This window comes from Rhodococcus sp. IEGM 1381 (assembly GCF_030056795.1).
Classification (GTDB): domain Bacteria; phylum Actinomycetota; class Actinomycetes; order Mycobacteriales; family Mycobacteriaceae; genus Rhodococcoides.
In genome coordinates, this window is sequence record NZ_JASHKQ010000001.1 from 758,899 (window position 1) to 785,734 (window position 26,836).

General features: G+C 64.6%; 23 protein-coding genes. 10 read left to right on the forward strand and 13 right to left on the reverse strand.

The features are described from left to right. Positions 1 to 4: 4 nt before the first annotated feature. From QM797_RS03735 to uraD, 4 genes are read right to left on the reverse strand one after another with little or no spacing between them, the layout of a single operon-like run. Positions 5 to 1,405 (reverse strand): nucleobase:cation symporter-2 family protein, encoded by a 1,401-nt coding sequence (locus QM797_RS03735; protein ID WP_283273788.1) that lies wholly within the window; start codon positions 1,403 to 1,405, stop codon positions 5 to 7. A gap of 10 nt (positions 1,406 to 1,415) precedes the next feature. Next, positions 1,416 to 2,306: a factor-independent urate hydroxylase gene (gene pucL, locus QM797_RS03740; RefSeq protein ID WP_283273789.1), complete on the reverse strand. Its 891-nt coding sequence runs from the start codon at positions 2,304 to 2,306 to the stop codon at positions 1,416 to 1,418. A gap of 5 nt (positions 2,307 to 2,311) precedes the next feature. Then, the gene (uraH, locus tag QM797_RS03745; RefSeq protein ID WP_283273790.1) at positions 2,312 to 2,641 is read right to left on the reverse strand and encodes a hydroxyisourate hydrolase; all 330 of its coding nucleotides are present in this window, start codon (positions 2,639 to 2,641) and stop codon (positions 2,312 to 2,314) included. Next, the gene (uraD, locus tag QM797_RS03750; RefSeq protein ID WP_283273791.1) at positions 2,638 to 3,180 is read right to left on the reverse strand and encodes a 2-oxo-4-hydroxy-4-carboxy-5-ureidoimidazoline decarboxylase; all 543 of its coding nucleotides are present in this window, start codon (positions 3,178 to 3,180) and stop codon (positions 2,638 to 2,640) included. The genes uraH and uraD overlap by 4 nt, the downstream gene beginning before the upstream one ends. A gap of 222 nt (positions 3,181 to 3,402) precedes the next feature. On the opposite strand from uraD, the gene QM797_RS03755 reads away from it, so the two are divergent. The 7 genes from QM797_RS03755 to allB are packed head-to-tail and all read left to right on the forward strand — an operon-like array spanning position 3,403 to position 10,845. Next, a complete protein-coding gene (locus QM797_RS03755) occupies positions 3,403 to 3,798 on the forward strand; it encodes an allophanate hydrolase-related protein (RefSeq protein ID WP_283273792.1) in 396 nt (131 codons plus the stop codon). Positions 3,799 to 3,810: 12 nt separating this feature from the next. Further along, positions 3,811 to 4,641: a hydroxypyruvate isomerase family protein gene (locus QM797_RS03760; RefSeq protein ID WP_283273793.1), complete on the forward strand. Its 831-nt coding sequence runs from the start codon at positions 3,811 to 3,813 to the stop codon at positions 4,639 to 4,641. A gap of 9 nt (positions 4,642 to 4,650) precedes the next feature. After that, on the forward strand, positions 4,651 to 5,532 hold the full coding sequence (locus tag QM797_RS03765) for a 2-hydroxy-3-oxopropionate reductase (RefSeq protein WP_283273794.1): 882 nt from the start codon (positions 4,651 to 4,653) through the stop codon (positions 5,530 to 5,532). Between the two features lies 1 nt (position 5,533). Then, positions 5,534 to 7,333, forward strand: coding sequence for a glyoxylate carboligase (gene gcl, locus QM797_RS03770; RefSeq protein WP_283273796.1), 1,800 nt, complete (start codon positions 5,534 to 5,536; stop codon positions 7,331 to 7,333). Between the two features lie 2 nt (positions 7,334 to 7,335). Beyond that, positions 7,336 to 8,493 carry a glycerate kinase gene (locus QM797_RS03775; RefSeq protein WP_283273797.1) on the forward strand — a complete coding sequence of 386 codons (1,158 nt, stop codon included), beginning with the start codon at positions 7,336 to 7,338 and terminating at the stop codon, positions 8,491 to 8,493. Continuing rightward, on the forward strand, positions 8,490 to 9,533 hold the full coding sequence (gene alc / locus QM797_RS03780; RefSeq protein ID WP_283273798.1) for an allantoicase: 1,044 nt from the start codon (positions 8,490 to 8,492) through the stop codon (positions 9,531 to 9,533). Before QM797_RS03775 ends, alc begins: the two co-directional genes overlap by 4 nt. Further along, the gene (gene allB / locus QM797_RS03785; RefSeq protein WP_283273799.1) at positions 9,484 to 10,845 is read left to right on the forward strand and encodes an allantoinase AllB; all 1,362 of its coding nucleotides are present in this window, start codon (positions 9,484 to 9,486) and stop codon (positions 10,843 to 10,845) included. The genes alc and allB overlap by 50 nt, the downstream gene beginning before the upstream one ends. On the opposite strand, the gene QM797_RS03790 is transcribed toward allB, so the two are convergent. Continuing rightward, on the reverse strand, positions 10,842 to 13,181 hold the full coding sequence (locus QM797_RS03790) for an HNH endonuclease (protein ID WP_283273800.1): 2,340 nt from the start codon (positions 13,179 to 13,181) through the stop codon (positions 10,842 to 10,844). The two genes, allB and QM797_RS03790, sit on opposite strands and share 4 nt — an antisense overlap. A 424-nt stretch (positions 13,182 to 13,605) precedes the next feature. Beyond that, positions 13,606 to 14,022 carry a MarR family winged helix-turn-helix transcriptional regulator gene (locus tag QM797_RS03795; RefSeq protein ID WP_283273801.1) on the reverse strand — a complete coding sequence of 139 codons (417 nt, stop codon included), beginning with the start codon at positions 14,020 to 14,022 and terminating at the stop codon, positions 13,606 to 13,608. Positions 14,023 to 14,122: 100 nt separating this feature from the next. Here QM797_RS03795 and QM797_RS03800 point away from each other — a divergent pair, with 100 nt between their 5' ends. Beyond that, positions 14,123 to 15,040: an alpha/beta hydrolase gene (locus QM797_RS03800; RefSeq protein WP_283273802.1), complete on the forward strand. Its 918-nt coding sequence runs from the start codon at positions 14,123 to 14,125 to the stop codon at positions 15,038 to 15,040. Positions 15,041 to 15,272: 232 nt separating this feature from the next. Here QM797_RS03800 and QM797_RS03805 read toward each other — a convergent pair whose 3' ends face one another. The 6 genes from QM797_RS03805 to QM797_RS03830 all read right to left on the reverse strand — a co-directional run bounded on the left by QM797_RS03805 (position 15,273) and on the right by QM797_RS03830 (position 22,915). Then, positions 15,273 to 16,349 (reverse strand): XdhC family protein, encoded by a 1,077-nt coding sequence (locus QM797_RS03805; protein WP_283273803.1) that lies wholly within the window; start codon positions 16,347 to 16,349, stop codon positions 15,273 to 15,275. A gap of 1 nt (position 16,350) precedes the next feature. Next, a complete protein-coding gene (locus QM797_RS03810) occupies positions 16,351 to 17,793 on the reverse strand; it encodes an NCS2 family permease (RefSeq protein ID WP_283273804.1) in 1,443 nt (480 codons plus the stop codon). A gap of 109 nt (positions 17,794 to 17,902) precedes the next feature. Next, complete coding sequence (locus tag QM797_RS03815; protein WP_283273805.1) at positions 17,903 to 20,227, reverse strand: xanthine dehydrogenase family protein molybdopterin-binding subunit; 2,325 nt, start codon at positions 20,225 to 20,227, stop codon at positions 17,903 to 17,905. Then, positions 20,224 to 21,576, reverse strand: coding sequence for an 8-oxoguanine deaminase (locus tag QM797_RS03820; protein ID WP_283273806.1), 1,353 nt, complete (start codon positions 21,574 to 21,576; stop codon positions 20,224 to 20,226). The genes QM797_RS03815 and QM797_RS03820 overlap by 4 nt, the downstream gene beginning before the upstream one ends. Beyond that, the gene (locus tag QM797_RS03825) at positions 21,573 to 22,046 is read right to left on the reverse strand and encodes a (2Fe-2S)-binding protein (RefSeq protein WP_283273807.1); all 474 of its coding nucleotides are present in this window, start codon (positions 22,044 to 22,046) and stop codon (positions 21,573 to 21,575) included. Before QM797_RS03825 ends, QM797_RS03820 begins: the two co-directional genes overlap by 4 nt. A gap of 2 nt (positions 22,047 to 22,048) precedes the next feature. Then, entirely contained in the window at positions 22,049 to 22,915 is an 867-nt protein-coding gene (locus QM797_RS03830) for an FAD binding domain-containing protein (protein WP_283273808.1), read from the reverse strand. Positions 22,916 to 23,062: 147 nt separating this feature from the next. Between QM797_RS03830 and QM797_RS03835 the strand changes: the two genes are divergently transcribed. Together QM797_RS03835 and QM797_RS03840 are read left to right on the forward strand one after the other, a co-directional pair. Next, complete coding sequence (locus QM797_RS03835; RefSeq protein ID WP_283273809.1) at positions 23,063 to 24,568, forward strand: PucR family transcriptional regulator; 1,506 nt, start codon at positions 23,063 to 23,065, stop codon at positions 24,566 to 24,568. A 13-nt stretch (positions 24,569 to 24,581) separates the two neighbouring features. After that, the gene (locus QM797_RS03840; RefSeq protein WP_283273810.1) at positions 24,582 to 24,878 is read left to right on the forward strand and encodes a putative quinol monooxygenase; all 297 of its coding nucleotides are present in this window, start codon (positions 24,582 to 24,584) and stop codon (positions 24,876 to 24,878) included. Between the two features lie 23 nt (positions 24,879 to 24,901). Here QM797_RS03840 and QM797_RS03845 read toward each other — a convergent pair whose 3' ends face one another. Further along, the gene (locus QM797_RS03845; RefSeq protein ID WP_283273811.1) at positions 24,902 to 26,746 is read right to left on the reverse strand and encodes a bifunctional diguanylate cyclase/phosphodiesterase; all 1,845 of its coding nucleotides are present in this window, start codon (positions 26,744 to 26,746) and stop codon (positions 24,902 to 24,904) included. Positions 26,747 to 26,836 lie beyond the last annotated feature (90 nt).

Here is a 26,836-nt window from a genome sequence, read left to right on the forward strand (position 1 = left end):
GACTCTACTGGTGATGCCGGGTCGCCACCGGCGGTGCAGCGGTTACCACCGAGGGTGAGGGCTTCTGGCCCTTCGTGATGACGTTGAACAGGATGTTCAGCACGACGGCAACGATGCTCGCGGCGCTGATGCCCGAGTCGAGCACCACGTGGACCCAGTCGGGGAAGGCCGCATAGAAGCCGGGCACGGCGATGGGAATGACACCGAATCCGATGGCCACCGCCACGATGACGAGGTTGAGGTTGCCGTCGAACTCGACCCTGGACAGCGTCCGGATGCCGCTTGCCGCCACCGAGCCGAACAACACGATGCCCGCACCGCCGAGTACCGGCAGCGGCACCGACGCCACCACGAGCCCGAGAACGGGAAAGAGTCCGAGGAACAGCAGCACCGAGCCGCCGGCTGCGACGACGTAGCGACTCTTGATACCGGTGACGGCCACGAGCCCGACGTTCTGGGCGAACGCACTGGCCGGGAAGGTGCCGAACACGGGAGCGATGGTGGTGGCGACCATGTCTGCTCGCAGGCCGTCGCCGACGCGTCGAGCATCGACGTCGGTGCCCACGATTTCACCGACGGCCAGGATGTCGGCGGTGGTCTCGGTCATGATCACCAGGATGACGACGACCATCGACATGATGGCTGCCATCTGGAATGTCGGTGCTCCGAACGCGAACGGCTCGGGGAAGCTGAAGATGGCACCGTCACTCACACCGGAGAAATCGGCCTTGCCGACCAGGACCGCGAACACCGTGCCGACGATGATGCCGATGAGGATCGACAGGCGCGAGAGCGTGCCCTGTACGAGCCTGCTGACGAGCAGAACCACCACGAGGCTGAATGCCGCGAGACCGATGTTGGACATCGAGCCCCAGTCGGTGGCCTGTTGATCACCGCCCATGGCCCACCGAACCGCAACGGGCAGTAGGGAGATGCCGATGACGGTGATGATCGTGCCGGTCACCACCGGTGGGAAGAAGCGAACGATCTCGCTGAAGAACGGGGTGATGAGGATGCCGATCGCGCCGGCGGCGATGATGGCTCCGAACACCGAGTTCAGCCCGCCCGGGCCGCTCGCGATAGCCACCATAGTCGACACCGACGCGAACGAAATACCCTGTACCAGAGGTAGCTTGGCACCGAAGTACGGCAGTCCCAGCGTCTGAAGCAACGTGGCGGCTCCGCTGACGAACAACGCGGCCGAGACCAGCAGTGCGATCTCGGTGCCGGTCAATCCCGCTGCGCCGCCGACGATCAGGGGTGGTGCGATGACACCGCCGTACATCGTCAGGATGTGCTGCAATCCGTAGACGTACGACCTGCCGATCGACAACCGCTCGTCCTCGGGACGGGCGGGGTCGTGCGGCGCATGAGTCTTGGTCGGCGTGCGTTTCGTCAGCTTCATGTCGGCGCTCCTAGCAGAATCCGGGCACGGTATCCCAGGCGCGGCCTGCGTCCGGGGCATCGTCGCGTTCCACCGTGGCCTCGATCAGACCGTAGGGGCGATCCGCGACGTAGAAGACCTCACCGGGGTTGTCGAGTCCGAACGGCTCGAGGTCGACGAGGAAGTGGTGGATGTTGGGCATCGAGAACTTGATCTCGCCGATCTCCGGGTGTGCTTCGAGAACCTGCTTACCCATCTGGAACAGGCTCTGCTGCAACGCAAGAGAGTGAGTGGACGCGAAGGCGTCGAGCATGATCGAACGGACGTCGTCGAAGGTCTTGTCGAAATCGAGCTCGGTGGTGAGGTACCGCCAGCGGGCGCTGACCGAGGTGGCCAGGATTCGGTCCGTGGTTTCCTTCAGCGTGGTGTAGCGATCGTTCGGGTAACCCCAGAATTCCGACGCCGTCGAGTTGAGGACCACGAGATCGCTGATTCCGGAGACGATGGAGATGTCGTCGCCGTCGACCGTGACGATGGTGTTCCGCTTCTCGTCGCTCGCCTTGACGAAGGAATGGTCGTATCCGTCTTCCCCGTTCGCGATACGCGACCACTGGTACTGCTCGATTCCCCAGCGTCCACCGGTGATCCAATCGAAGTTGCCGGTGAAGTGCGCGCCGAGACGGAGTGCGAAGTTCTCGATCGCGCCGATGCCGTCGCGGGCGAAGGCATAGACGGTGTTCTTCTGGGTGTCGGTCGCGACGACGTGTGCGTTGTCGCCTTCGATGTGGACGGCGTCGAGGTCGCCGCGCAGTTGGGAGGTGACGCTGACGTCGGTGATCCGGTGGCGGGGCGTCTCGCGGTCGATGCGGACGAGTCTGCATTCGGCTTTGCCGTACTGGTTTGCTCCGAGCACGATGGTCATTGTTTCTAGCTCCCTCGATAGGTGGTGAAAGCGAACGGGCTCAACAGAAGTGGGATGTGATAGTGCTGGTCGGGTGCGGTGATCTCGAAGGTGACGACAACTTCGGGGTGAAAGCACGCGGTGTTCTGCGCCGCGAAGTACGCACCGGTGTCGAAGGTGAGGCGATAGGTTCCGGGCGTCAGTTCACTCGGCCCGAGCGAGGAGACTCTGCCCTGTTCGTCGGTGACGGACTGTGCAACCGCGTTGCCGTCAGTATCGTTCAGTTGGATCGAGAGTCCTTGTGCAGGAACACCTCTCGCGGCGTCAAGTACGTGGGCGGTGACATGACTCGTCATTCGTCCAGGCTTCCTGTCGCGCGCAATGCCGCGATCTCTCGCAGTTCGTGCTCGACGACCGCAGCTTCGGTCCGACGATCGTTGCCGAGCCGGCTGTCCAGGGCCTTCAGAACGTCGTGCGCGTCGCGGCCGGCTGCCCTGATCAGGAACACCTGCCCGAAGCGCCTCTCGTAGGCCAGGTTCCCGGCCCGAAGACGTTGTTCGACGCTCTCGTCCGAGACGTCCACGCCGGATTGCTCGGTGCTCGCATGGCGCGCGCTGGCATCGTCACCCTCCGGCCGTTCGCCGATACGGGGATGCACCGCGAGTGCTCGGTGTACTTCGTCGGCCGTCAGTGGAGATGCGGCGTGGGTGATGGCGTGGCGAAGGGACCGGTCGTCGGCGAACGGTCGGTGCCGCAGAACCTCGTCCACCCAACGGGGAACGTCCAGGCAGAGTGACAGTATTCGAGCAGCTTCGGCCTCGGGAGCCTCGTTCAATTCGGTCGTCGCGTCGAGACCGCGTACTTCTAATTCCGCATTACGAAATGTTGATTCCACTAATTGAGCGTGACACCGATCACAACCGGTGTCAAGAGTCGATGTGCAGGCCGCTGCGCGAGGGTGCTGTCGTGTTGCAGCAGCGCCCCTTTGGGCGCACAGGCCCACCCCGGGTCTTGACAGGACCACGTGGCGCACGCCACACTCGGTCGAACAAACGGAATTGTTATTCCGCATTATGGACTTTCAGACGGTTCGCTCGACTCCGAAAGGAACGACTACATGACGGAGCTCTTCTGCAATGGCGGTGCCATGCGCGGCGGCAGCCTGCACCACAACGTCTCCTCGCACCCGTTCGTGGGCACGGTGCGCACCACACCCATCTACCGGTTCTTCTCCGTACGGGACGAATTTCCGGCGCTGTTGCTCGATCACACCGCCGGTGCGGCCATCGAGGGCGAGCTGTACGACATTCCGCTCGACGACATCCGTACGGCATTCCTCCCGGACGAACCGCCGGAGCTCGAGCTCACCGTCGTTGCGCTCGAGGACGGGCGTTCCGTCCTCGGCGTCGGCCTCCGCCCCGGGGTGCTCGACGCGCAACCGGATGAGCTGACCGACATCACCTATGCCGGCAGCTGGCGTCGATACCGCGGACTGCCGCAACCACAGAACTGAAAGGCACTGCGCATGAACCCCTTTGCTGATTCCCGACTTCAGTACACCGTGAACTGTTCCATTCTCTTCACCGATGTGCCTCTGCTCGATCGCCCGCAGCGTGCCCGCGACGCGGGGTTCGACGCCGTCGAATTCTGGTGGCCGTTCTCGAACCCGGTCCCGTCCGATGCCGACGTCGATGCATTCGTCTCGTCCGTCCGAGATGCGGGCGTACAGCTGACCGGATTGAACTTCGCGGCGGGAGACATGCCCGCCGGAGATCGCGGGATCCTCTCCGATCCAGCGCAAAGGCAGGCGTTCCGCGACAACATCGACGTCACCGTCGGAATCGGCGAGCAACTGGGCACCCGGGCCTCCAACGCCCTGTACGGCAACCGCGTCGACGGTGTGGATCCGCTGGATCAGGACGAGGTCGCCATCGAGAACCTGGCCGCCGCAGGCAGAGCTGCAGCGAAGTTCGGCGGCGTCGTGCTGGTGGAACCCGTCAGCGGTGCGCCCGCATACCCGTTGAAGTCTGCCGCCGGTGCCGTCGCAACCATCAGGCGTGTCGCCCGTGAGCAGGACGTATACAACCTGCGCCTGCTCGCCGACCTGTACCACCTCGCCGTCAACGGAGAAGACGTTCCCGCAGCACTCGAGGCCCACCACGCCCTGATCGGGCACGTGCAGATCGCCGACTCCCCGGGCCGCGGTGAGCCGGGAACCGGCAGCCTCGATCTCGGCGGACAGCTCACCGGTCTGGCAGCACGGGGTTACGACGGCTACGTCGGACTCGAATACAAAGCCACCCAACAAGACGCATTCGCCTGGCTCGACTCGGCCCGCGTCACCACTACCAAGTAGGGAATTTTCATGAGCACCATTGCATTCATCGGCCTCGGGATCATGGGCAGCCCCATGTCCGTTCATCTCGCCAAGGCAGGCCACCAGGTGGTCGGCTACAACCTCACGCCCGATCGCACCGGCCCCCTCGTCGAAGCCGGTGGTACCGCGGCCGACTCGATCGCCAAGGCCGTCCACGACGCCGACATCGTCGCGATCATGGTCCCCGACTCTCCGGATGTCCAGGACGTTCTCGCCGGTGAAGGCGGGGTGTTCGACAATGCCCGACGCGACGCGCTGATCATCGACTTCTCGAGCATCCGTCCCGACGTCACCGCCACCTTGGCAGCCGACGCGTCCGCGCGCGGGTTCCGTATCCTCGACGCCCCGGTCTCCGGTGGCCAGGCCGGTGCCGAAAACGCGACTCTGTCGATCATGGTCGGTGGCAGCGCGGACGACTTCGCCACGGCCAAGCCGATTCTCGATGTCGTCGGTAAGACCGTCGTGCACGTGGGTCCGAGCGGATCCGGGCAGACGGTCAAGGCGGCCAACCAGTTGATCGTGGCCGGCAACATTCAGGTGCTCGCCGAGGCGATCGCGTTCCTCGAGGCCTACGGCGTCGATCTGGCTGCGTCGGTGGAGGTTCTCGGCGGCGGCCTCGCCGGTTCGGCTGTACTCAACCAGAAGGCGCAGAAGATGCTGGACCGCTCGTTCGAGCCTGGCTTCCGCATCGACCTGCACCACAAGGATCTCGGAATCGTCACCTCGGCTGCGCGGGAAGCGGGCGTCGTGATTCCGATGGGCGCAGTGCTGGCGCAGCTGATGGCCTCCGCCCGCGCCAACGGCGATGGTGGACTGGATCATTCGGCACTCTATCGTGGTGTCGCTCGGCTCTCGGGTAAGGACAACTGACATGGCCAGGATGCGCGCGGCCGATGCCGCAGTGAAGATTCTCGAACTCGAAGGTGCAACAACCGCATTCGGCCTGCCCGGTGCTGCGATCAACCCGTTCTACGCGGCGATGCGCAATCACGGTGGCATCCGCCACGTGCTGGCCCGCCACGTCGAAGGGGCCTCGCACATGGCGGAGGGCTTCACCCGGGCCGCACCGGGAAACATCGGCATCTGTATCGGAACATCCGGTCCGGCCGGTACCGACATGATCACCGGCCTGTACTCGGCCATGGCCGACTCGATTCCGATCCTCGCCATCACCGGCCAGGCCCCGGTCGCGCGGCTGCACAAGGAGGACTTCCAGGCCGTCGACATCGCGTCGATCGCGGCACCCGTCACCAAGATGGCGATGACGGTGCTCGAACCGGCGCAGGTTCCCGGTGCATTCGCGCAGGCGTTCCATCTGATGCGGTCCGGTCGCCCCGGTCCGGTGTTGATCGACCTGCCCATCGACGTGCAGTTGGCCGAGATCGACTTCGATCCCGACACGTACCAGTCGCTGCCCGTGCACAAGCCCGTCGCCTCGCGTGCTCAGGCCGAGAAGGCCATCGACATGCTCCTCGCTGCCGAGCGCCCGTTGATCGTGGCCGGCGGCGGAATCATCAACGCCGATGCGTCGGACTTGCTCGTGCAGCTCGCCGAGATCCTCGACGTACCGGTCATCCCGACGTTGATGGGCTGGGGCACCATCCCGGACGATCACCGCCTCGCCGCGGGAATGGTCGGTCTGCAGACCGCGCACCGATACGGCAACGCAACGCTGCTGGCCTCGGACTTCGTGCTCGGCATCGGAAACCGTTGGGCCAACCGGCATACCGGTGGACTCGACACCTACCGCAAGGGGCGGAAGTTCGTCCACGTCGACATCGAACCGACCCAGATCGGACGCGTCTTCGCACCGGACTACGGCATCATCTCCGACGCCAAGGCGGCTCTCGAGCAGCTCGTTGCCGTCGCCGAAGAGCGTCGTGCCGCAGGGTCTCTGCGTGATCTGTCCGGTTGGGTCGACGACTGCGCGACGCGCAAGCGCACGATGCATCGGCGCACGCACTTCGACAACGTGCCGATCAAGCCGCAGCGCGTGTACGAGGAGATGAACAAGGTCTTCGATCGCGATACCCGCTACATCAGCACCATCGGGCTCTCACAGATCGCGGGCGGTCAGTTCCTGCACGTCTACTCCCCTCGCAACTGGATCAACTGCGGGCAGGCCGGCCCGCTCGGCTGGACCATTCCCGCGGCACTGGGTGCGGTGGCTGCCGATCCCAAGGCGAATGTCGTTGCACTGTCCGGAGATTACGACTTCCAGTTCATGATCGAGGAGCTGGCCGTCGGTGCGCAATTCAATCTGCCGTACGTGCATGTGGTGGTGAACAACTCGTACCTCGGGCTGATCCGGCAGGCGCAGCGCGCGTTCGACATGGACTTCTGCGTGCAGTTGGGATTCGACAACATAAACCATCAGGACACCGTGGACACTCAGCCCGGCATCCCCAAGGGCTATGGCGTCGACCACGTGCAGGTCGCAGAAGGTCTGGGGTGCAAAGCGCTTCGTGTTACCGAGCCCGAGCTCATCGGTGAGGCGCTCGTGCGGGCCAGGACTCTGGCCAACGAGCACAAGGTTCCCGTCGTCGTGGAAATCATTCTGGAGCGGGTCACCAACATCTCGATGGGTACCGAGATCGACAACGTCGGTGAGTTCGAGGAACTGGCCAACACGTCGGCGGACGCGCCCACCGCGCTACTCCTGCTGGACTAGAGATGACGCGAATTCTGCTGGCTCCCGACAAGTTCAAGGGTTCGCTGTCCGCGGCCGAGGTCGCTCGGGCGTTGGCCGACGGTCTGGTGTCGGTCGACCCGTCGCTCGAGACGGTGTGCCTACCCGTCGCCGATGGGGGTGACGGCACCGTCGATGCTGCCGTCACCGCCGGGTGGGACCGGGTGGCCGTCACGTGCTCGGGACCGACCGGTGAGCCGGTCGATACGTCGTATGCCCGTCGTGGTGATACTGCCGTCGTCGAACTCGCCTCGGCGGTCGGGCTCGAGCTCCTGCCGGGCGGTCGCTCGGATGCGCTGGGAGCCAGCACGTTCGGCCTGGGCACCGTCATCGCGCACGCGCTCGGGTCCGGCGTCGGGTCCGTTTCAGGTGCGCGGCGCATCGTCGTCGGGCTCGGGGGCAGCGCATCCACCGACGGCGGTGCGGGCATGCTGACGGCGCTGGGGGCACGCATCCTCGACGCCGACGGCAACGATGTCGCGCGCGGTGGCGGAGCGTTACGTGGCGCGGTACAGCTGGACGTGTCCGGTCTCTTGCCGTCGGTTCGGAACGCGGTGTTCGAGCTGGCCTGCGACGTCGACAACCCTTTGCTCGGCCGGACCGGAGCAGCAGCGGTCTACGGGCCACAGAAGGGTGCCAGACCGCAGGAATTGATGTACCTCGAACACGCAATGCGGCAGTGGGCGCATCTGGTGCGCAACGCAATCGGACGGGATGCCAGTGGTATCGCCGGCACCGGTGCGGCAGGTGGCACTGCGTTCGGAGCCATCGCTGTACTCGGTGCGGTTGCCAAGCCCGGTATCGACACCGTGCTCGAGCTGATCGACTTCGCCGGTGCCCTGGCCGGAGCAGATCTGGTCGTCACCGGCGAGGGCTCACTAGACGAGCAGAGCCTCTACGGCAAGGCACCCATCGGTGTCGCGCACGCAGCGCGTGAAGCGGGTGTTCCGGTGATCACCGTCGCGGGGCGCAGCGTCATCGGCCTGGACCGCCTGCGCACTCACGGGATCGTTGCCTCCTATGCGTTGTCCGAGCTCGAGCCGGACCCTCGAATCTCCATGCGCGACGCGGCAACTCTGCTCCGCCACGTCGGCCGCAACATTGCCACCACACTCTCCCCTGTTTCGGAAGGACTCTCATGAGCACCACGCACTTCACCTCGCTGACCGATCTCGCGTCCCGAGCCTTCGGCGGCAGCGTCTCGGCCGCGAACGACGAACTGTTCGCCCAGCGCGAGAACCTGATCAAGCCCGACGCTCCGCTGTTCGATCCGGCGGACTTCGGCCACAAGGGAAAGGTGTACGACGGGTGGGAGACTCGACGTCGTCGTGACGAGGGTGGGAACGACTGGGCGATCGTACGTCTCGGCGCGCCGGGCATCGTGCACGGCGTTGTGGTCGACACCGCACACTTCACCGGCAACTACCCGCCGTTCGTTTCCATCGAAGCGGCATCGATCGAGGGCTACCCGTCCATCGACGATGTGCTGGAGGCGGAGTGGCACACCATCGTGGACAAGTCTGCGGCAGTGGGTGATACAGCGAATACCTATGAGGTGGCGGATCGGCACCGGTGGACGCACGTACGTCTGTCCATCTACCCGGACGGCGGTGTGGCTCGGTTCCGCGTGCACGGTGAGGTCGTGCAGGACCCTCGCTTCCTCGGGGGGACCATCGACCTGCTCGCCGCGGAGAACGGTGCCCGGCTGACCGACTGTTCGGATGCCTTCTATTCGTCCCCCGCCAACATCATCCTGCCCGGACGTGCCCGGAATATGGGCGAGGGCTGGGAGAACTCCCGTCGTCGCAACGGCGGCAACGACTACGCGGTCTTCGCACTCGCGGCACCCGGCGCACCCCGGCACGTCGAGGTCGACACGAGCTACTACGTCGGCAACGCACCGGGGTGGGTTCGACTCAGCGCCATCGATTCTCGTCGCCGACACAGCACCGATCCGACGGCGTGGACCGAGATTCTTGCGCGCACCGCGGTGCAGCCGGACACGCGTCACCGCTTCCTGCTGAACGAGACGGAGGCGTACACACACCTACGGCTCGATGTGTACCCCGACGGCGGTTTGTCTCGGTTGCGGTTGTTCGGCGAGCTCGACGCCGACGCCCTCGACGCGGCAGATGTCGCATGGAAGTCCTCCGAGCTCCAGGCTGTCTCCAGTGCAGTCTGATCTGGTTCTTCGCGCCGCTCGCGCCGTGATCGGCGGACAAGAGGTCTCAGCGTCGATCTCTGTCCGGGACGGCCTGATCGTGGCTATCGATTCCTACGATGTGGATGCTTCGGCGGCTGCTGGGACGGTGGTCGAGCTCGGGCCGGACGAGGTTCTGCTGCCCGGGTTGGTCGATACCCACGTGCACGTCAACGAGCCGGGGCGCACCGAGTGGGAGGGGTTCGCCAGCGCTACACGGGCGGCCGCGGCGGGTGGCATCACGACCATCGTCGATATGCCGCTCAACAGCATTCCCCCGACGGTCGATGTTGCCTCTCTGGAGATCAAGCGCCGGGTGGCGGCCGATCAGTCATTGGTCAACGTGGGATTCTGGGGCGGTGCAATTCCCGGAAACGTCGACCAGCTGCGGCCGTTGCACGACGCAGGGGTCTTCGGATTCAAGTGCTTCCTGCTGGCGTCGGGTGTGGACGAGTTCCCGCCGCTGACAATTCCGGAGCTGGAGAAGGCTCTGATCGAGATCGCGTCGTTCGACGGTCTGATGATCGTGCATGCGGAGAACGCCGAGGTCATCGCCGAGGCCCCGTCCGCGGCGGGTCGTGAGTACTCGGGTTTCCTCGAATCGCGCCCTCGGGCGGCCGAGAATCGGGCCATCGAGCAGGTGATCGAGCTGTCCCGTCAGACAGGGTGTCGGGTGCACATTCTGCATCTGTCGAGCGCGGATGCGTTACCGATGATTGCGGCGGCAAAGCGTGACGGCGTGCGGGTGACTGTCGAAACATGCCCGCACTACCTGTGTTTCGACGCCGAGGACGTGCCGGCGGGGGCGACCCAGTTCAAGTGCTGCCCGCCGATCCGCGAGGCCGGCAACCGAGAGGCGCTGTGGCAAGGCCTGCTCGACGGCACGATCGACACCATCGTCACCGACCACTCTCCCTGCACCCCCGACCTCAAGCGGTTCGACACCGGAGATTTCGGCGATGCCTGGGGTGGCATCGCGTCGCTGCAAGTGTCACTAGCTGCGGTGTGGACCGAGGCGCGATCCCGCGGTTGTGCACTGACCGACATCGTGCGATGGATGGCAACCAATACGGCCGACCAGGTGGGCATGACGGATCGAGGGCGCATCGAAATCGGCAGCACTGCAGACCTTGTGGCTTTCGCGCCCGACGAGAAATTCACCGTCGACGTCGCGCAGCTGTACCACCGCAACCCGGTCACTGCTTACGACCGACTGGGCTTGTCAGGTGTGGTGCGACGGTCATGGATCTCAGGTTCGGAATCCTCGACGGGGCGTCTGCTGTCGCGGGACTAGAACGGCGGTGCTGCCGTGTCGTCCGTCTCGGGTTGTTGGTTGTCGGGTGGGTTGGGGTAGGCGATGATGCCGGATCGTCTGGGTTTGGTGGGGATGTGTGGTCTGAGGTCGTTGCCGGCGATGGGTAGTGCTGTTCCGTTGGCGGGCAGGGTGATTCGGGTGGTCTTCGAGGTGGAGGTCCACAGGATCGCGCCGCCGGGCAGCATGACGGCTTTCCAGTAGCCGGCGGTTTTGACGCTGTGGTGGAACTCGCACAGGCATTGAAGGTTGTTGACGGTGCTCCAGCCGCCGCCGAGTGGGTTGGCGTGATCGAACGGGATCACGTGGTCGAGTTGGCAGCGGTCCGCGGGTCGGTGGCAGCCGGGGAAGCGGCAGTGTCGGTCGCGCAGGCGTACTGCCGCGGTGGTGAGTGCGTCGGGTCGGTAGATCAGGGCGCGGTCGGTCAGTGGGTCGCGTGCGACGGATGTGCCGAGGGTGGGGTCGGCGGCGATGGCGGCTTCGAGTGCCGCGGCCAGTGAGGCGTTGCCGAGGTAGATGCCTGCCGGTGTGCGGTGTGAGGGTGTGTGGCCTGCTGTGCGGATCGTCCGGTTGCGCCGGATCGCGGAGGGCAGGTCGAGGGCAGAGCTGTGCCGTGTGCCCTTGCCGACGGGTGTGTGGGTGCAGAACAGGGCTGCTGCGGAAGTCAACGATTCCAGGCGGCGCTGGTGTCGGTTGGTGCTTGCGGCAGCCGCGGCCGCGCCTGTTCCTGGTGCCGGGCCTTGGGCTGACGTTGAACCGGATGCTGCAGAGCCCGATGCTGTGGAGCCGGATGGTGTTGTGGACGAGCGTGATTCCGAAGAGTTCGGTGCGATATCGGGTGCCGGCGATGTCTGTTCCGCAGGTGATCGTGAAGCTGACGCGGGTTCAGGCGGTGCAGCTGCCTCAGGGTCGGTGTGAGACGTTGCCTCCGCTGACGGGTCGGTCACCGGTACCCCTGCGCGTGTTGCTGCGTGCTTCCGCACAGGATTGGCGGCACCTGGGTCGGGAGTTGCCGACGGGTCGGCCGCAGCTATGGGCGCGGCCTCGTCGGCCTCACCGCTTTCCCGGGCATCGTCGACTTCGCCTGTCTCGTCGACCTCATTTGCCGGTGCCGCTGGTGCCGGTGTCGAGATGTTCACCGGTGCACGTGCAGGAGCAGGTGCAGGTGCAGGTGAACTTGCCGAAGTCGGTACGTTCGAGGAATCAGCCTCCGCCCCCGAATCCGCGGCCGACCCAATCCCCTCATCAGCATCAGCATCAGCAGCCGAGTCCGCGTCTTCGTCTTGGTCTCTGTCTGCGTCGGTGTCTGTCGCCGTTCCCGTCTCGCTTCCCGTTCCTTCCCCCGTCTCGGGTCCTGGTGCAGCCCCTGCCGTCTCGCTGGCCGGGCGTCGTTCCCATTCCCCGGTCTCGGGGTCCTGCACAGCCAGTCCGAGTTTCTCGGCCAGGGTCACTGCTTCGGTGAGCAGGATCTGCCAGTGACTGTTGCGCGCCAACTCCCGCGCGAGGTCGGGGTCGATGGATCCGTGACCGGCCAAGTACGCCGGGTTCGCGAGCAGTCCGATGAGGGTGGCGATGTCGACGGTGACCATCGTCAACGGCACCCGCCGATCGGGCAATGCCGCATCCTTTTTCGGGCAGTCATCACGTTGGCACAGGCATGCCAAGCGTGGTTCACCGTGCATGCGGGCCATGAACGCATCGCACAGGCGTTCCTTCTTGCCGCGGGGATCCTTCGAGCAGAGCGTGTCGGCCATCTCCTCGAGCAACTGCCACGCCGCCGCCGCCTCGGGTGCGGTCAATTCCGCTCGAATCCGCGCCAACTCACCGGCCGGGCTGTAGGAAACATGGCGGAATCGTTTCGCGAACTCCCGCAGCGCCGCCGCTTCCTCCGGCGCGACCCGCAGCAGAATGTCCCAGATCTCATTCTCGAGCGGACCGGGCGAATTGCGTTGCGCTGCTTCAACGATCTCGTCCTCGACGGACGTGACGATCTCGTCGGAGAGGTTGTCGAGGATCCGGCACACCGTCCGCACTCGCGGGAGGTCAATATCGCCGGCCTCGAACGCGGTCTTGACCAGAGGAAGTCGGGTGTGCAGGGCAACGCCGACGGACACGTACGATTCGGCGACGGTGGCGGAGCAACCCAACGCGGTTGCCATTTCGGTGCGTCCGTATCGGCTGTAGTGCTTGTGCTTGGTGTCGTGGGTGATCCAGCTCCGATGGACGTCGTAGCAGGCGGAAATCTTGCGGAACGCGTGACGATTTTCTGCACGCGCAGCGGCAGTCAACGCCTCCAACGACACGGTCGGTACTGCCATCCCTTTTCACCCCCCGGTGAGAACAAGTGCAGAACGCATGTTCGAACTGAAGAAAGAGTATCGCGACCCTCCGACAAGAAAGGAAGACCCGCAATCCGAGGCCGCTGAGCTGGCAATGTTCCGTGCAGGGTTCGGCGAAGTGACCCATGTCGAGGGATCAGGTGGAACTCTTGCCCACGCTCTCTACCGTAAGGTGAAGCGCAGGAGGCCGTGATTTCCCGACCGGTGGATGGTGCCGGGCAGAAGCCGACGGGCTATGACCCGGACGTCGTCTTTTCGGACCTCTTCATCGTATTGGTCACGAGGGTGAATCGATCGATCGGCTTCATGCCAAGGACCAACGATCCAGTGCCGACGGTTTGCGAACTCGCGAGGCAATCCGCCCTGACTGCGTCGAACATTGCTCGTGACGAGACTGGGTCGACTACTCGTCCGTCACGATCGACAGCAGGATCCTCCGAAAGTCGGCCCTATCTCGCTCTCCCACCTTGTCCATCATCGCGCCGAACTCTGCAGCGAGAGCAGCAAGCGCTCGCTCCAGGACCACTCGACCCTCCGTCGTTGTCGATAGTCGATGACGACGCAGATCGGTTTCATCGATCTCCCGGGTAACCAAGCCCTTGGCGACAAGTGAACGAAGATAAACGGTGACACTGGCTTTGGGCAACATCAATTGTGCGGCCAACTCGGCGGGGTATTTGCAGTTGTCCACCTCGTCGAGAACGAAGAACTCCTTGGTCTCGATCCCGAGATCGTCGAACTGCGGCGAAGCCGCGTTCATCACTCGCGTCAAGAGCCTGTGGTTCAACTTCCACAACTGCGCCGAATCGGTCGACTCCATACACCCCTCCTCAACTGGTACAGTTTCGTACTAGTTCTATATCGAACAATCACATCTTGCTGACATTGCGAAGCTGAACAAGAGTACGGGAGAAGCTTTTATGATCGAGCACCTATCCATCCCTCGAGGCACCCTCACCCTCGCGGCCGATCTCCACCTACCCAGCAATTTCGATCAGACGCAGCCGCATCCACTCATAGTGCTGTCCACGCCGGGCAGCAGCGTCAAGGAGCAGATCGGGGCCAACTACGCAGCAGGGCTCGCCCGGAGTGGAATCGCAGCCATCACGTTCGACCCCGCCTACCAAGGCCAAAGCAGCGGAGAACCACGCGATCTCGAAGATCCCTACCGTCGGGGCGAGGACATCTCGTACGTGATCGACGAAGTGACAAAACTCGACATGATCGATGCCGAACGCATCGGAACCCTCGGGATCTGCGCTGGAGGCGGATACGCAGTCCACACGGCCCGCACCGACCACCGCATCAAAGCCGTCGGCACCGTCGTCGCGAGCAACATCGGAGCGGCCTGGCGCGCGGGCTCAGCCCCGAACGGCCCAGCCGCAGCCCTCGACGAACTCGCCGCGTCCCGATCAGCGCACGTGGCCGCAGGTACGGTCGAGCGCGTGAACTGGCTGCCCGATACTCCCGAAAACGCAGTTGCACTTGGCATCACAGACATCGACAGCACTCGAGCGATAGCTTTTTACCGCACTCCTCGCGGCAGCCACGAACATTCCACTAACCGCCGACTGTCACGAAGCGATTCACTCCTGATGGGCTACGACGCGTTTCACCTCGTCGATCCGCTGCTAACTCAACCCCTCCAAGTGATCATCGCCGGTCGGAAAGGCAACACCGGACAGTACGAAGCAGGAATAGCGTTGTGGGAAATGGCCCCGAATCCCGTCGACCTGCTCATCGTCGAAGGTGCCGGCCACTACGAAATGTACGACGAGGCGAAGTACGTGCATCAGGCCGTCGACAGGCTCGCAACCTTTTACAACCAGCACCTCTGATCGCTGCGCGGAACCCGAAGGAAAGAGGGACTGGCGTGTAGGGGTACGCGCGCCCACGGCGCGTACGGATGTCGCGAATCAGGAATGGGCCGACCGTCCCTGACGAGAGGGTCGATGAACCGCGGCAGCGATTGTCCAGCAACGAAATCAACCATCATGTCGAACGCGCGTGGGCTATCGTTCTGCCGCCGCGATCGAGCATGTGAGTGGCCCCGAGCCCGACGGCATCGAACTATGCGTATTTGGCATTCGCCCCGTCGTGGTGGATCGGGCCGCCGGTGCGTGTCAGTGGCAGCGCGCTACCCCCGCGTCGCACAGCGACGAATTCCGCCGCGATGGCCAGCGCAGTTTCCTCTGGAGTTCTCGCACCCAAGTCCAAGCCGATCGGCGACTTCAAGCGTGCGAGCTCCTGCTCGGTCAGCCCCACCTCCCGCAACCGGGCCGCGCGATCCTCGTGAGTCCGGCGCGACCCCATCGCCCCGACGAACGCAACAGGCAGTCGCAGGGCAACTTCGAGCAGCGGCACGTCGAATTTTGCGTCATGAGTGAGGACGCAGATCACCGTTCGGGCATCCACCGGCGTCCGCGCCAGGTAGCTGTGCGGCCATTCGGTGACGACCTCGTCGGCGTCGGGAAACCGTGCAGTAGTGGCGAATACGGGGCGCGCATCGCAGACCGTCACGTGATACCCGAGGAACTTGCCCACGCGGGCAAGAGCCCCGGCGTAGTCGATGGCCCCGAAGATCAGCAGCCGCGGCGCGGTGGCGTAAGACTGGACGAACACGTCGAGATCCGGCCTGCACCGCACCGACCGGATGCCGGTGCCACCGCCGTCAAGCATGGCCAGTGCCTCACCGACCACCACGGCGTCGACGTCGGAGAACCCGGTGGTGCCGATCGTTGCGGTGGCGGACACCGCGAGAGACTGCCCGGATCCCGAAAGCATCGTCACCGTGGCCACTGCCGCGTCCGACGCGATGGCGGCGAGCACGGCCCGCGGAGGGCCGAGGGGCACGAACACCTCGATCACTCCTCCGCAGGTCAAGCCAACCGCAAAGGCGTCGATGTCGCTGTAGCCGAACGACTCTCGTTTGGACTCGCCGGTCTCGAGAGCCTCGTGACACAGCTCGTACACGGCACCTTCGACGCAGCCGCCGGAGACGCTGCCGACGGCCTCTCCGTCGGCGCAGACCGCCATCGCGGCACCCGGAAGCCGTGGAGCACTTCCGGATACCGCGATGACCGTCGCCACCGCGTAGGGAACACCTGCGTGGTCCCAGGCAGTCAGACGATCGACGATCTCTTTCACGCTACGAAATTCCCAACGCTTCTTCGATGGGGTGCAGGGCGAAGTAGACCAGGAAGATTCCCGACATCAGATAGAGCAGCCAATGCGTCTGGCGCAGTTTGCCTTTGGCAATGCGGACGAGGGTGTAGGAGATGACGCCTGCCGCGACGCCGACGGTGATCGAGTACGTGAAGGGCATCAGCACGATCGTCAGGAACGCCGGGATCGCGATTTCGGTGTTCTCCCAGTCGATCTTGCGTACATGCGTCATCATCAGCGCGCCCACCAGAACGAGAGCCGGTGCCGCTGCCCCTACCGGGACCACTCCGGCCAGCGGGGTGAAGAAGATCAGGCTGGTCAACAGTCCGCCGGTGACGACGCTCGCGAGACCGGTTCGGGCACCTTCGGTGACGCCGGCAGCGGACTCGACGACGGCAGTGTTGGCGGAGCCGTTGATCGCACCTCCGACGATGGCACCGATGCCGTCGACGGTGAGGATGCGGCTCAGGCCCGGCATCCTGCCCTGCTTGTCCACCAGGCCCGCTTCCTCGCCGACGCCCAGGATGGTGCCCATGGCGTCGAAAAAGCCCGAGAGCACGAGCGTGAACAGCACCACCGAGGCCGTCACGACACCTGCCCGAGCGAACCCGCCGAACAGGTCGACGTTGAACAGCAGGTCGAATTGCGGTGTGGCGACGATGGAATCGGGCACCTTCGGAACAACCGGTCCCCACGCCTCAGGTTCGATGTCGAACACCGAGTTGAGGATGATCGCAAGATTGGTGGCGACGAAGATGCCGATCAGCATCGCGCCGGGAACTCGGCGGACGAACAGCATGATCATCAGGATCATGCCGACGCAGAAGACGAACACCGGCCAGCCGGCGAGCTTGCCGAAGGTACCGAGAGTGACTGCCGTCGAAGCGACCTCGTGGTGACCGACGAACCCGGCGTCGACCAATCCGATCAGAGCGATGAATGCACCGATTCCGACGCCGATCGCCTGTTTGAGCACCAAGGGGATCGCGTCCATGATGAGCTGCCGAATACCGGTGAGGGCGAAGACGACAATGACCACGCCCTCGAGTACCACCAGTCCCATTGCCTGCGGCCAGGTCATGTACGGGGCAGCCTGGAACACCACGATGGGTGTCACGCCGAGGCCCGCGGCCATCGCGAGGGGCGCGTTACCGACAACTCCCATCAGGATCGTCGTCAGGCCTGCGGACAGTGCGACCATCGTCGACAGTTGCGCCGCATCGAGAGTCGCACCCGTGACATCGCGGGCATCGCCGATGATCAACGGAATGAGAACGATCAGGTACGCCATCGCCACGAAGGTGGTGACGCCGCCGCGGATCTCACGCGATACCGAAGAGCCTCGGCCGGTGATATCGAAGAACTTGTCGATCTGAGATCGACCTCGTCCACTCTTGCGAGTACTGGGTGTGTGTACATCGGTCATGATCGGCCCTCCCAGGGCGTGATCAACCTTGTCCGAGCGTGTGACGGTGACCGTGCCGGGGGAGTTGGCCTCGGGTCGCGCTGTGCTGGAGAAGGTCTCATCGAATGAATCAGGGGTTGACGATGTGTTCGGGTCGCACGGGAACTCGGGTCAAGGCGAGTCCGGTGGCGTTGCGGATGGCAGCGACGACGGCGGGTGTCGACGACAGCGTGGGCGGCTCGCCCGCGCCGCGAAGGCCGTAGGGTGCCAACGGATCCGGGTTCTCGAGTATGTCCAGCTTCATGGGCGGCATGTCGAGAATCGTCGGGATGAGGTAGTCGGTGAACGACGGGTTCTTCACCAAACCGTCGACGACGACGATCTCCTCCATCACCGCAAGGCCGAGGCCCTGCGCTGTGCCGCCGTGGATCTGGCCCTCGAGCGAGAGACGGTTGAGGATCTTGCCGACGTCCTGAACAGCGGCCATCTCGACCACCTTCACGAGCCCTAGATCGACGTCGACGTCCACCACAGCGCGGTGGACACACAGGGCGAGCTGGGTGTGGCTCGCGCCCTGTCCGGTCACCGGATCCATTCCGCTGGTGGGGCGATGGTGAAATTCGCGGGTCTGCTCGATGACTCGGTCGCCGAGTACATCCTCGATCGTCGCCAGCACACCGTCGGTGGCCGAAACGATCTTGCCGCCGTCGAGGCTCAGGTCGGCCACTGCACGCCCGAGGTACAGGCCCGCCAAGACGAACACCGCCTCGCGGACGGCCTCGCACGCGGTCTTGACGGCACCACCGGTCATGTACGACTGCCGGGACGCCGAGGACGATCCCGCGTTGCCGACCTTGGTGTCGGCCGGGTGGATGACGACCTTGGTGACGCCGAGTTCGGTGCGGGCGATCTGCGCCTCCAACGTCACCAGTCCCTGGCCCACCTCTGCGGCCGCGGTGTGTACCAATGCCGTTGCCTCGCCGCCGATCACCTCGAGACGGACGCGAGCAGTGGAGTAGTCGTCGTAGTTCTCGGAGAAGCAGATGTTCTTGATGCCGACGCCGTAGCCGATCCCCCGTACGACTCCTTCGCCGTGGGTCGTCTGGGAAGCCCCGCCCGGCAGATTCCGAATGTCCGACGCATCCAGTGGCTCGGGGAGTTCCATCGCCTCGGCTCGGGCGAGCATCTCGGCGAGCGGCGCGGGCGCTTCGATGACCTGACCGGTCGCCAGGATCGAGCCCTGGCTGACGGCGTTGATCTGCCGGATCGCGACCGGTCCGATGCCGCAGGCCTCACCGAGCTTGTCCATCATCGACTCGTACGCGAAACATGCTTGTACTGCGCCGAATCCACGCATCGCGCCGCACGGAGGGTTGTTGGTGTACACCCCGTAGGCATCGATCTCGATGTTGGGAATGATGTACGGTCCGACGCCGAGCGAGGCCGCGTTGCCGACGACGTTCAGGGTGGCCGAGGTGTAGGCGCCGCCGTCGAGGATGATCTCGACATCGGCGAACAGGAGTTTGCCGTCGTGGGTCGCACCGTACTCGTAGTGCATCTGCGCCGGGTGGCGGTGCACGTGACCGAAGAACGACTCGTAGCGGTTGTAGACGATCTTGACGGGCTTGCCGGTGTGCATGGCGAGCATCGCGGCGTGGATCTGCATCGAGAGGTCCTCGCGGCCACCGAATGCTCCGCCGACGCCGGCGAGCGTCATCCGGATCTTCTCTTCGGGCAGTCCGAGGCACGGGCCGATCTGCGCGAGGTCGTTGTGCATCCACTGCGTTGCGACGTAGAGGTCGACGCCGCCGTCCTCGGCCGGTACGGCCAGTCCGGATTCCGGTCCGAGAAATGCCTGGTCCTGGATCCCGACTGCGAAGTCGCTGCTGACGATAACGTCCGCGGTCGCCCGAGCTGCGGCGACGTTGCCGACGCGAACCGGCTGATGCCGCGCCACTCCGCCGCGTTCCTGCACCTTCGGGTAGTCCGGATCCAGGGCTGCGCGGCGGGCATCGGTCAGGGGATCGAGCACGTCGTAGACCACGACGATCTTTTCCATTGCGCGCCTGGCGGTCTCGGGATGGTCGGCTGCGATCAGCGCTATCGGTTCACCCTCGTGCCGCACCTCGTCGAAGGCCAACACCGGCTGGTCCCACGTGTGGTCGAGGCCGAAGCACTTACGTCCCGGAACGTCCTCGTGCGTGAGGACAGCTTCGACGCCGGGTGTTGCCAACGCCTTCGAGATGTCGACGGAGACGATCTTCGCACGGGGATGCGGGCTGCGAAGCGTTGCGCCCCAGAGCATGCCGTCGATGAACAGGTCGGATGAATATGCGAATTCACCCTTCACCTTCAACGTACCGTCGGGCCGAAGCGGACTGTCGCCGACGCGACCGCGTCCCGGTGCGGGGATGTCGGCGGGAGCTTGCCGGGGTGTAGTGGTCGGGGCGCTCACAGCACGTCCTCCGCGAGTTTCATCAGGCGACGGTGCGCATCGGCTCCGGCGCGGCCTATTTCGTCCTGCGGTGCGCTGGTCAAGACATCGTTCTCGACGATCGTTCGACCGCCCACCATCAAGCGAGCCAGCGGAGGTGTCTGCCCGTAGGCGAACGCGACGATCGGGTCGTCCACGGCCGAGTAGAACCCGTCGGTGCGCCAGATCGCGATGTCGGCCAGCTTACCGACCTCGAACGAGCCGATCTCGCTCTGACGACCCAGTACCGTTGCGCCGCCGAGGGTTCCGATCTCGAGTGCCTGACGCGCGGTCAGTGCTGTCGGTCCGTACTTGGCTCGCTGCATGTACATTGCCTGCCGAACCTCTCCGGCCAGCGGCACCATCTCGGCCGAGGCCGAGCCGTCGACTCCGAGGCCGACGGGCGCGCCGGCGGCGAGCAGGTCCGAGATCCGGGCGATACCCGCGCCGAGTCGTGCGTTGGAGCTCGGGCAGTGCGCGGTACCGGTACCGGTGGCCGCCATCTTCGCGATGTCGGAATCGTGCAGGTGGACTGCGTGGGCGAACCACACGTCGTCACCGAGCCAGCCGACCTGCTCCATGTACTCGACCGGGGTGCAGTTCATCTGAGCGAGGCAGTGCTCTTCCTCGTCCAGCGTTTCGGCCAGGTGGGTATGCAGCCGAACGCCTTTGGCGCGAGCAAGCCCGGCCGACTCCACGAGCAGCTCTTTACTGATGGAGAAGGGCGAACAGGGTGCGACCGCGATACGGAGCATGGAACCGAAGGACGCGTCGTGATAGGTGTCGATGGCCTCGGCCGTCGCGGTGAGGATGTCGTCGAGCGACTCGACCACCTCGTCCGGTGGCAGACCGCCGTCGGACACACCCCGGTCCATCGAGCCGCGGCACGGTTGGAATCGGACGCCGATGCGTTGTGCCGCATCGATCTCGGCGGCGAACAGGTCGCCTCGGCCCTTGGGGAAGATGTAATGGTGATCGGTGCTCGTGGTGCACCCCGATTTCGCCAGCCATCCCAGCCCGGCCGCTGCAGCACCGCCGACGACCTCGGCGTCCATCTTGGACCACGGCTTGTACAGTGCAACAAGCCATTCGAACAAGGTGCTGTCCTTGGCGAGACCCTGAGAGGCCCACTGGTAGAGATGGTGGTGAGTGTTCACCAGGCCGGGGGTGACGAGGCAGCCGGACGCATCGATCGTCTCGGCCCCGGCGATGATCGGTGCCGGGCCCGATCCGATGGCGCTGATCGTGGTGCCCTCAACGACAAGGTACCCGTTCGGGATTTCGTCGCCGACGATCGGGGCGATGTACGCACCCGAGATGACGGTGGTCATTTGGCTTCGGCCTTTCGGGTTGCTGCGAGCCGTACCGCGTCCAGGATCTTCTCGTATCCGGTACAGCGGCAGAGGTTTCCGGCGAGAGACTCGCGAATCTCGACGTCCGACGGATTGGGAACGCGCTCGATGAGATCGTGCGCCTGGACTACGAGTCCCGGGGTGCAGAAGCCGCACTGGACGGCTCCGCACTCGACGAACGCCTCCTGCATCGGGTCGAGCTTGTCGCCGTCGGCGAGGCCTTCGACGGAACGAATCTCGCGGCCCTCGACCTGTCCGGCGGCCACCAGGCAGGCGCACGCCGGGATACCGTCGAGATAGACCGTGCACGATCCGCATTCACCTTGTTCGCACGCGTTCTTGGATCCGGGAAGCCCCATGCGTTCACGCAGCAGGTACAGCAGACTCTCGCCCTCCCAGACGTCGTCGGCTTCCATGTCTTTTCCGTTGATGGTGCAGTTGACTCGCATGTTCAGGCCACCTTCCGTGCGGCTGTGAGGTCTCGCCATGCCCAACCCAGCGTGCGCCGGGCCATCACTGAGAGGGCGTGCTTGCGGTAGTCGGCAGTGCCTCGGACGTCGTCGATGGGACTTGCTGCCGCACTGACCAATCGGCCGAATTCCTCGGACACCCGCGGATCGAGGGCACCGTCCCAGTCGAGTTCGGCCGCGAGGTAGTTCTCGGCATCGTAAGCCCGACGCGGCGTCGGCGCAGCGGAGCCGAGACCGGTGCCTACGCGGCCCTCCTGCGGAAACAGTGCGATCGAGAACGAGCAGACTGCAATGACCATCGCGTTGCGAGTGCCGATCTTGGAGAAGTACTGAGGTCCCGCCGCCGGCTTGACGTGGAACGCACGGATCAGCTCGTCGGGCTCACAGCAGTTGCGTTTGACGCCGAGGTAGAACTCGGTGGCGGGGATCATCCGTACGCCGCGTGCCGCCGATTCCACTTCCACAGTCGCGCCTGCAGCGAGCAAGGGTGCGTGCAGGTCACCGGCGGGGGATGCGCCGCCGAGGTTGCCGCCGACGGTGCCGCGGTTGCGGATCTGCGGCGAACCGACGGTGCGGGACGCCTGGGAGATGCCGGGAAGCCGGTCGCCGAGTTCGGCGATGATGCGCACGTACGGCACGCCGGCTCCTACCCGAAGCGTTCCGTCGCGGAGCTGCTGCCACTCGGTGAGTTCGGTGATGGGGTTCAGGTCCAGCAATCCGCCCGGCCGGTGCAGATCGAAGTTCATCTCGACCATGACGTCGGTGCCGCCCTGAATGGGCACCACGTCGACGTCGTCGGCTTTTGCTGCCAACGCGTCGCTCCAGGTCTGTGGTCGCAGGAAATCCATATTCGGTGCTCCGCTCGCTGTCCATATTTCGTGTTCACCCAGTACAGCCGCCGGGTGCGATGCGAACGAGAGACAGGAACGACGAAGTATGACGCCGATCACAGTGTAGGTTTTGGAGGATCATACGAAGAGGAGGTCGATGACAGCGTGAGACTGCGTGATCTGGCCGATCTCCCCGATCTGAAGCTGCAGCCGATCGTGACTCCCGAGCATTTCGACCCGACGATCAGGTGGGTCGTCACCACCGACATGCTCGATCCGAGGCGGTACCTCAGCGGCGGCGAACTGGTGCTGACCGGTTTGATGTGGCGGGCAGGCCCCGAGGATTCGAGAAGCTTCGTCCAGGCGGTGTCCAAGGCCGGAATCGCGGCGCTGGCGGCCTCCGACGGCGGTGTCGTGCCGGACGATCTGATCGATGCCTGCCGCGAACACGGTCTGCCGCTGTTTCGGGTGCCGGCCGACATCGCCTTCGCCACGGTCACCGAAAGTGTCGTCCGGCAGCTCTCGACGGCGCGAGCATCGGATCTGAGCCTCGTGCTGGACCGGCATCGACGCCTGGTGGCAAGTGCCGGACCCGGCGGCGGCCTGGGGCCGCTGCTCGAGATGGTGAGTTCCGATCTGGGTATGAAGTGCTGGGTCGTCACCTCGTCGGGACGCGTTCTCGCCGGATCCGAGAACCCACCCGACACTGCAGCCGTCGCACGAGAGTTCATGACGTCGGTACGTCTGCCGCGGTACTGCCGAACGCAGCGGGTGTCGATCTTTCCGGTCGACGGGGAGGTCACCCCGCGCGTTGTGGACTGGTTCGTCGCCTTCGAAAGCGATTGGCAGACATGGGATGTCCCGAGGATGTCGCTGGCCGGGCAGTTGGCGTCGATCGTCGCAGTCGAACGCGGTCGCGTCGACGAACGCGTGTCCGGATCGGGCATCCTGGCTCAGGAATTCGTCCGCTCCATCGTGGGCGGCGCGACAGCGGCCGACATCCTGGCGCAGATGCACGTCATCGGACTCGATACCGAAACACGCTATGCGGCAATCGTTGCCGCTACGTCCGGCGAGACACTACGGCTCGGTGAGCTCCGGCCGCTGCTGCGAGAGTTGCTGGCACCTCGCGACATCACGTTGGGAGTCGTCGAGAACGAGGCCATCGCTCTGGTGGAGGCACGCACCGACAAGACCGACTCCGTTCGGCGTGCCGTCCAGTCCGTGACTCCGGGATTGATCGGCAGCGGCACCACCATCGGGGTCAGTGCTCCCACCGCGGCCGCCGACATCAGAACCGCAATCGAGGAAGCGCGCTACGCCCGCAGGCTCGCCGAGGGGCGGGGCGCGGACTGCAGTGTCGTCGGACACGACGAATTGGCAACGTTGACAATACTTCTGGCAAACGTTCCCGACGACGTCCGCCGGATGTTCACCTCGAGGCTTCTCGATCCCCTGACGGAGTACGACGATCAGCACAACAGCGATCTCATCGCGACGCTGTCGGTCTACCTCGACACCAACGGTGCGTGGACCCGATGCGCTGAGCAACTACACATGCACGTCAATTCTGTGCGTTACCGAATGCAGCGCATCGAGGAACTCACCGGCCGTGACCTGTCGCGGCTGGAGGACAGAATCGAGTTCTACTTGGCTCTTCGGCTGAGATGACTAGTGTGGAGTCATGGCCCTCATCGCAACACTGGATCTGACGTTCAAGCCCGAATCTCTTGCCGATGCGCGTGCGTTGCTGCGCACGGTGCTTGCCGATACCCGTGCGTTCGAGGGCTGCCTCGGCGTCGAGGTGTGGGTGGACGAGGCCAACGAGGCGCATGTCGTCGCCTACGAGACGTGGGAATCGTCCGAGGCCGATGCGAAGTACCGCGAGTTCCGCGCCGGACCGGGCAAGATCACCGAGTTGCCGCCGCTGCTGGCTGCTGCGCCTGCGCTGACGAAGTTCACCGTCGATTCGTCGATCTGAGTTCACTGCGCGCTAGCGCAACATCACTCGATGATGTTCGCCAACGGAAGTGGTCGGCCGGTGAGGAAGCCCTGCACCATGTCGGCTCCGAGTTCGACCGCGACCTGCAGTTCCGCCTCCGTCTCGACGCCCTCCATGATGACGGTCGAGCCGATCTCGTGTGCAAATCCGATCACCGATGCAGCAGCGGCCCGACGGACCGTATCGGTGTCGATTCCGTGCACCAATGCGTAGTCGACCTTGAGAGTGTCGGGCCGCAATTCGACCACCTGGCGAAGGCCGGCGAAGCCGGCACCGACGTCGTCGACGGAGATCGAGATGCCCGCCACGCGCAAGGATTCGATGGTTCGAGCGACCGCGCGGTAGTCGTCGACCCGCTCGTGCTCGGTGATCTCGATGTGGAACGCTCGGTCTTTCTGGAACGGCCGTAGCTTCGCAGCCAGGTCGGTGGAGCGAATAGTGCCGGCAGATGCGTTGAGGGAGATGAAGATTCCGCGGGGCAGCGACTCGGCGGCAACGAGGGCACGTTCGATCGCCGCGACTTCGAGAAGCGGCCCGATTCCGGCGTTGGTGGCGTCGCGAAACCACATCGTCGGCGAGCCGTAGCCGAACGGGAAGCGCGAGAGCGCCTCGTAGCCGACGACGGTAGTGGTGACGGTGTCGCAGATGGGTTGGAACACCACGTCCGGCCCACCTCGCGAGATCAGACTTTCGATGCGTGCGCGAATGTCGGCTCGCGTTCCGGTGCTGCTGCCGCGCACGCTGCCGTCGTCCTCGGCCAGCCGAGACTTGTTGCGATACATCTCGATATCGGCCAGTGCGATCAGCTTGCGCACGACCGTCGGGGTGACGGGTTCGCTCCCGAGAGTTTCCACGGCAGATCCGAGGCTGGCGGTGAACGGCGGCCCGGAGAACGTCTCGTCGAGACCGCTCCGGATCTTGTCGACAGTCGATTCGATGTCGCCGGGAGAACCGACGTGTACGACCACGAATTCGTCTCCGCTCAGGCGCGAGACCACCGACGTCCGCGGGACCGCGGCGGTCAGTCGCGCTGCGATCTCGATCAACACGGCGTCGCCGGTCGGGTGACCGAACCGGTCGTTGATCTCCTTGAACCGGTCGATGTCGAGAACAGTGACGCCGATGGTTCGATCGGATGCATCGTCGGCGTACGCGATCCCGACGCCGTCGATCGCTTCGAGCAATCCACGCCGGTTGAACAGTCCCGTCAACGAATCGGTGACTGCACCCGACGCCCGAGAACGCAGATATCGAATGTAAGCCCGCATCATCAGTGGGGTGAGGTACAACGTGACGACGGTGACCGCGGTCGCGGCCACCAGCCACGGGTTCGTTCCCTGATTCACCGCGAGGACGGCCAGAGTGATGACCACCGCCATCGAGACGGCGAGGTGAGCCCACATCACTCGATACGAGCTGGCTATGACGGTGAAGACCGCCACGATGGTGAACATCATGCACCCGGTCAGCGGGACGAGGTGGTTCGTGCTGCTGAACAGGGTGGCTACGACGCCGATGTCGGCGTACAGAACGAAGGCGTTGGCCACGCGCGGTGACGGCCACGGCCGCAGGAACCAGGCGATCGCCACCGGAATTGTTGTCAACGAGCCGACGAAGACGAAAAGGTCCAAGCCCTCGTAGTGGATTCCGGTGGGCACCATCAGGACGCCGGATACACCGAACAGGAGCGTGACGAGCCCGATGAAGTAACGCACCCAACGCTCGCGTGCGGTGTTCGCGAAGTAGGTGTAGTCGTCCTCGACACTGTCGAGAGGGGTGCCGATCCCAGGCCTGTACCGCGTACGGCCCTCGGCCGTCACCACGGGTCCCGGTTTGGAAATGGGCATACCTCTCTTGGGCAGATCCCCGACCATTGCGAACGCTACCAGCGCCACCTGTGGCGAGGCCGAAATCAGGCATACACCCTGTCGGCTGGT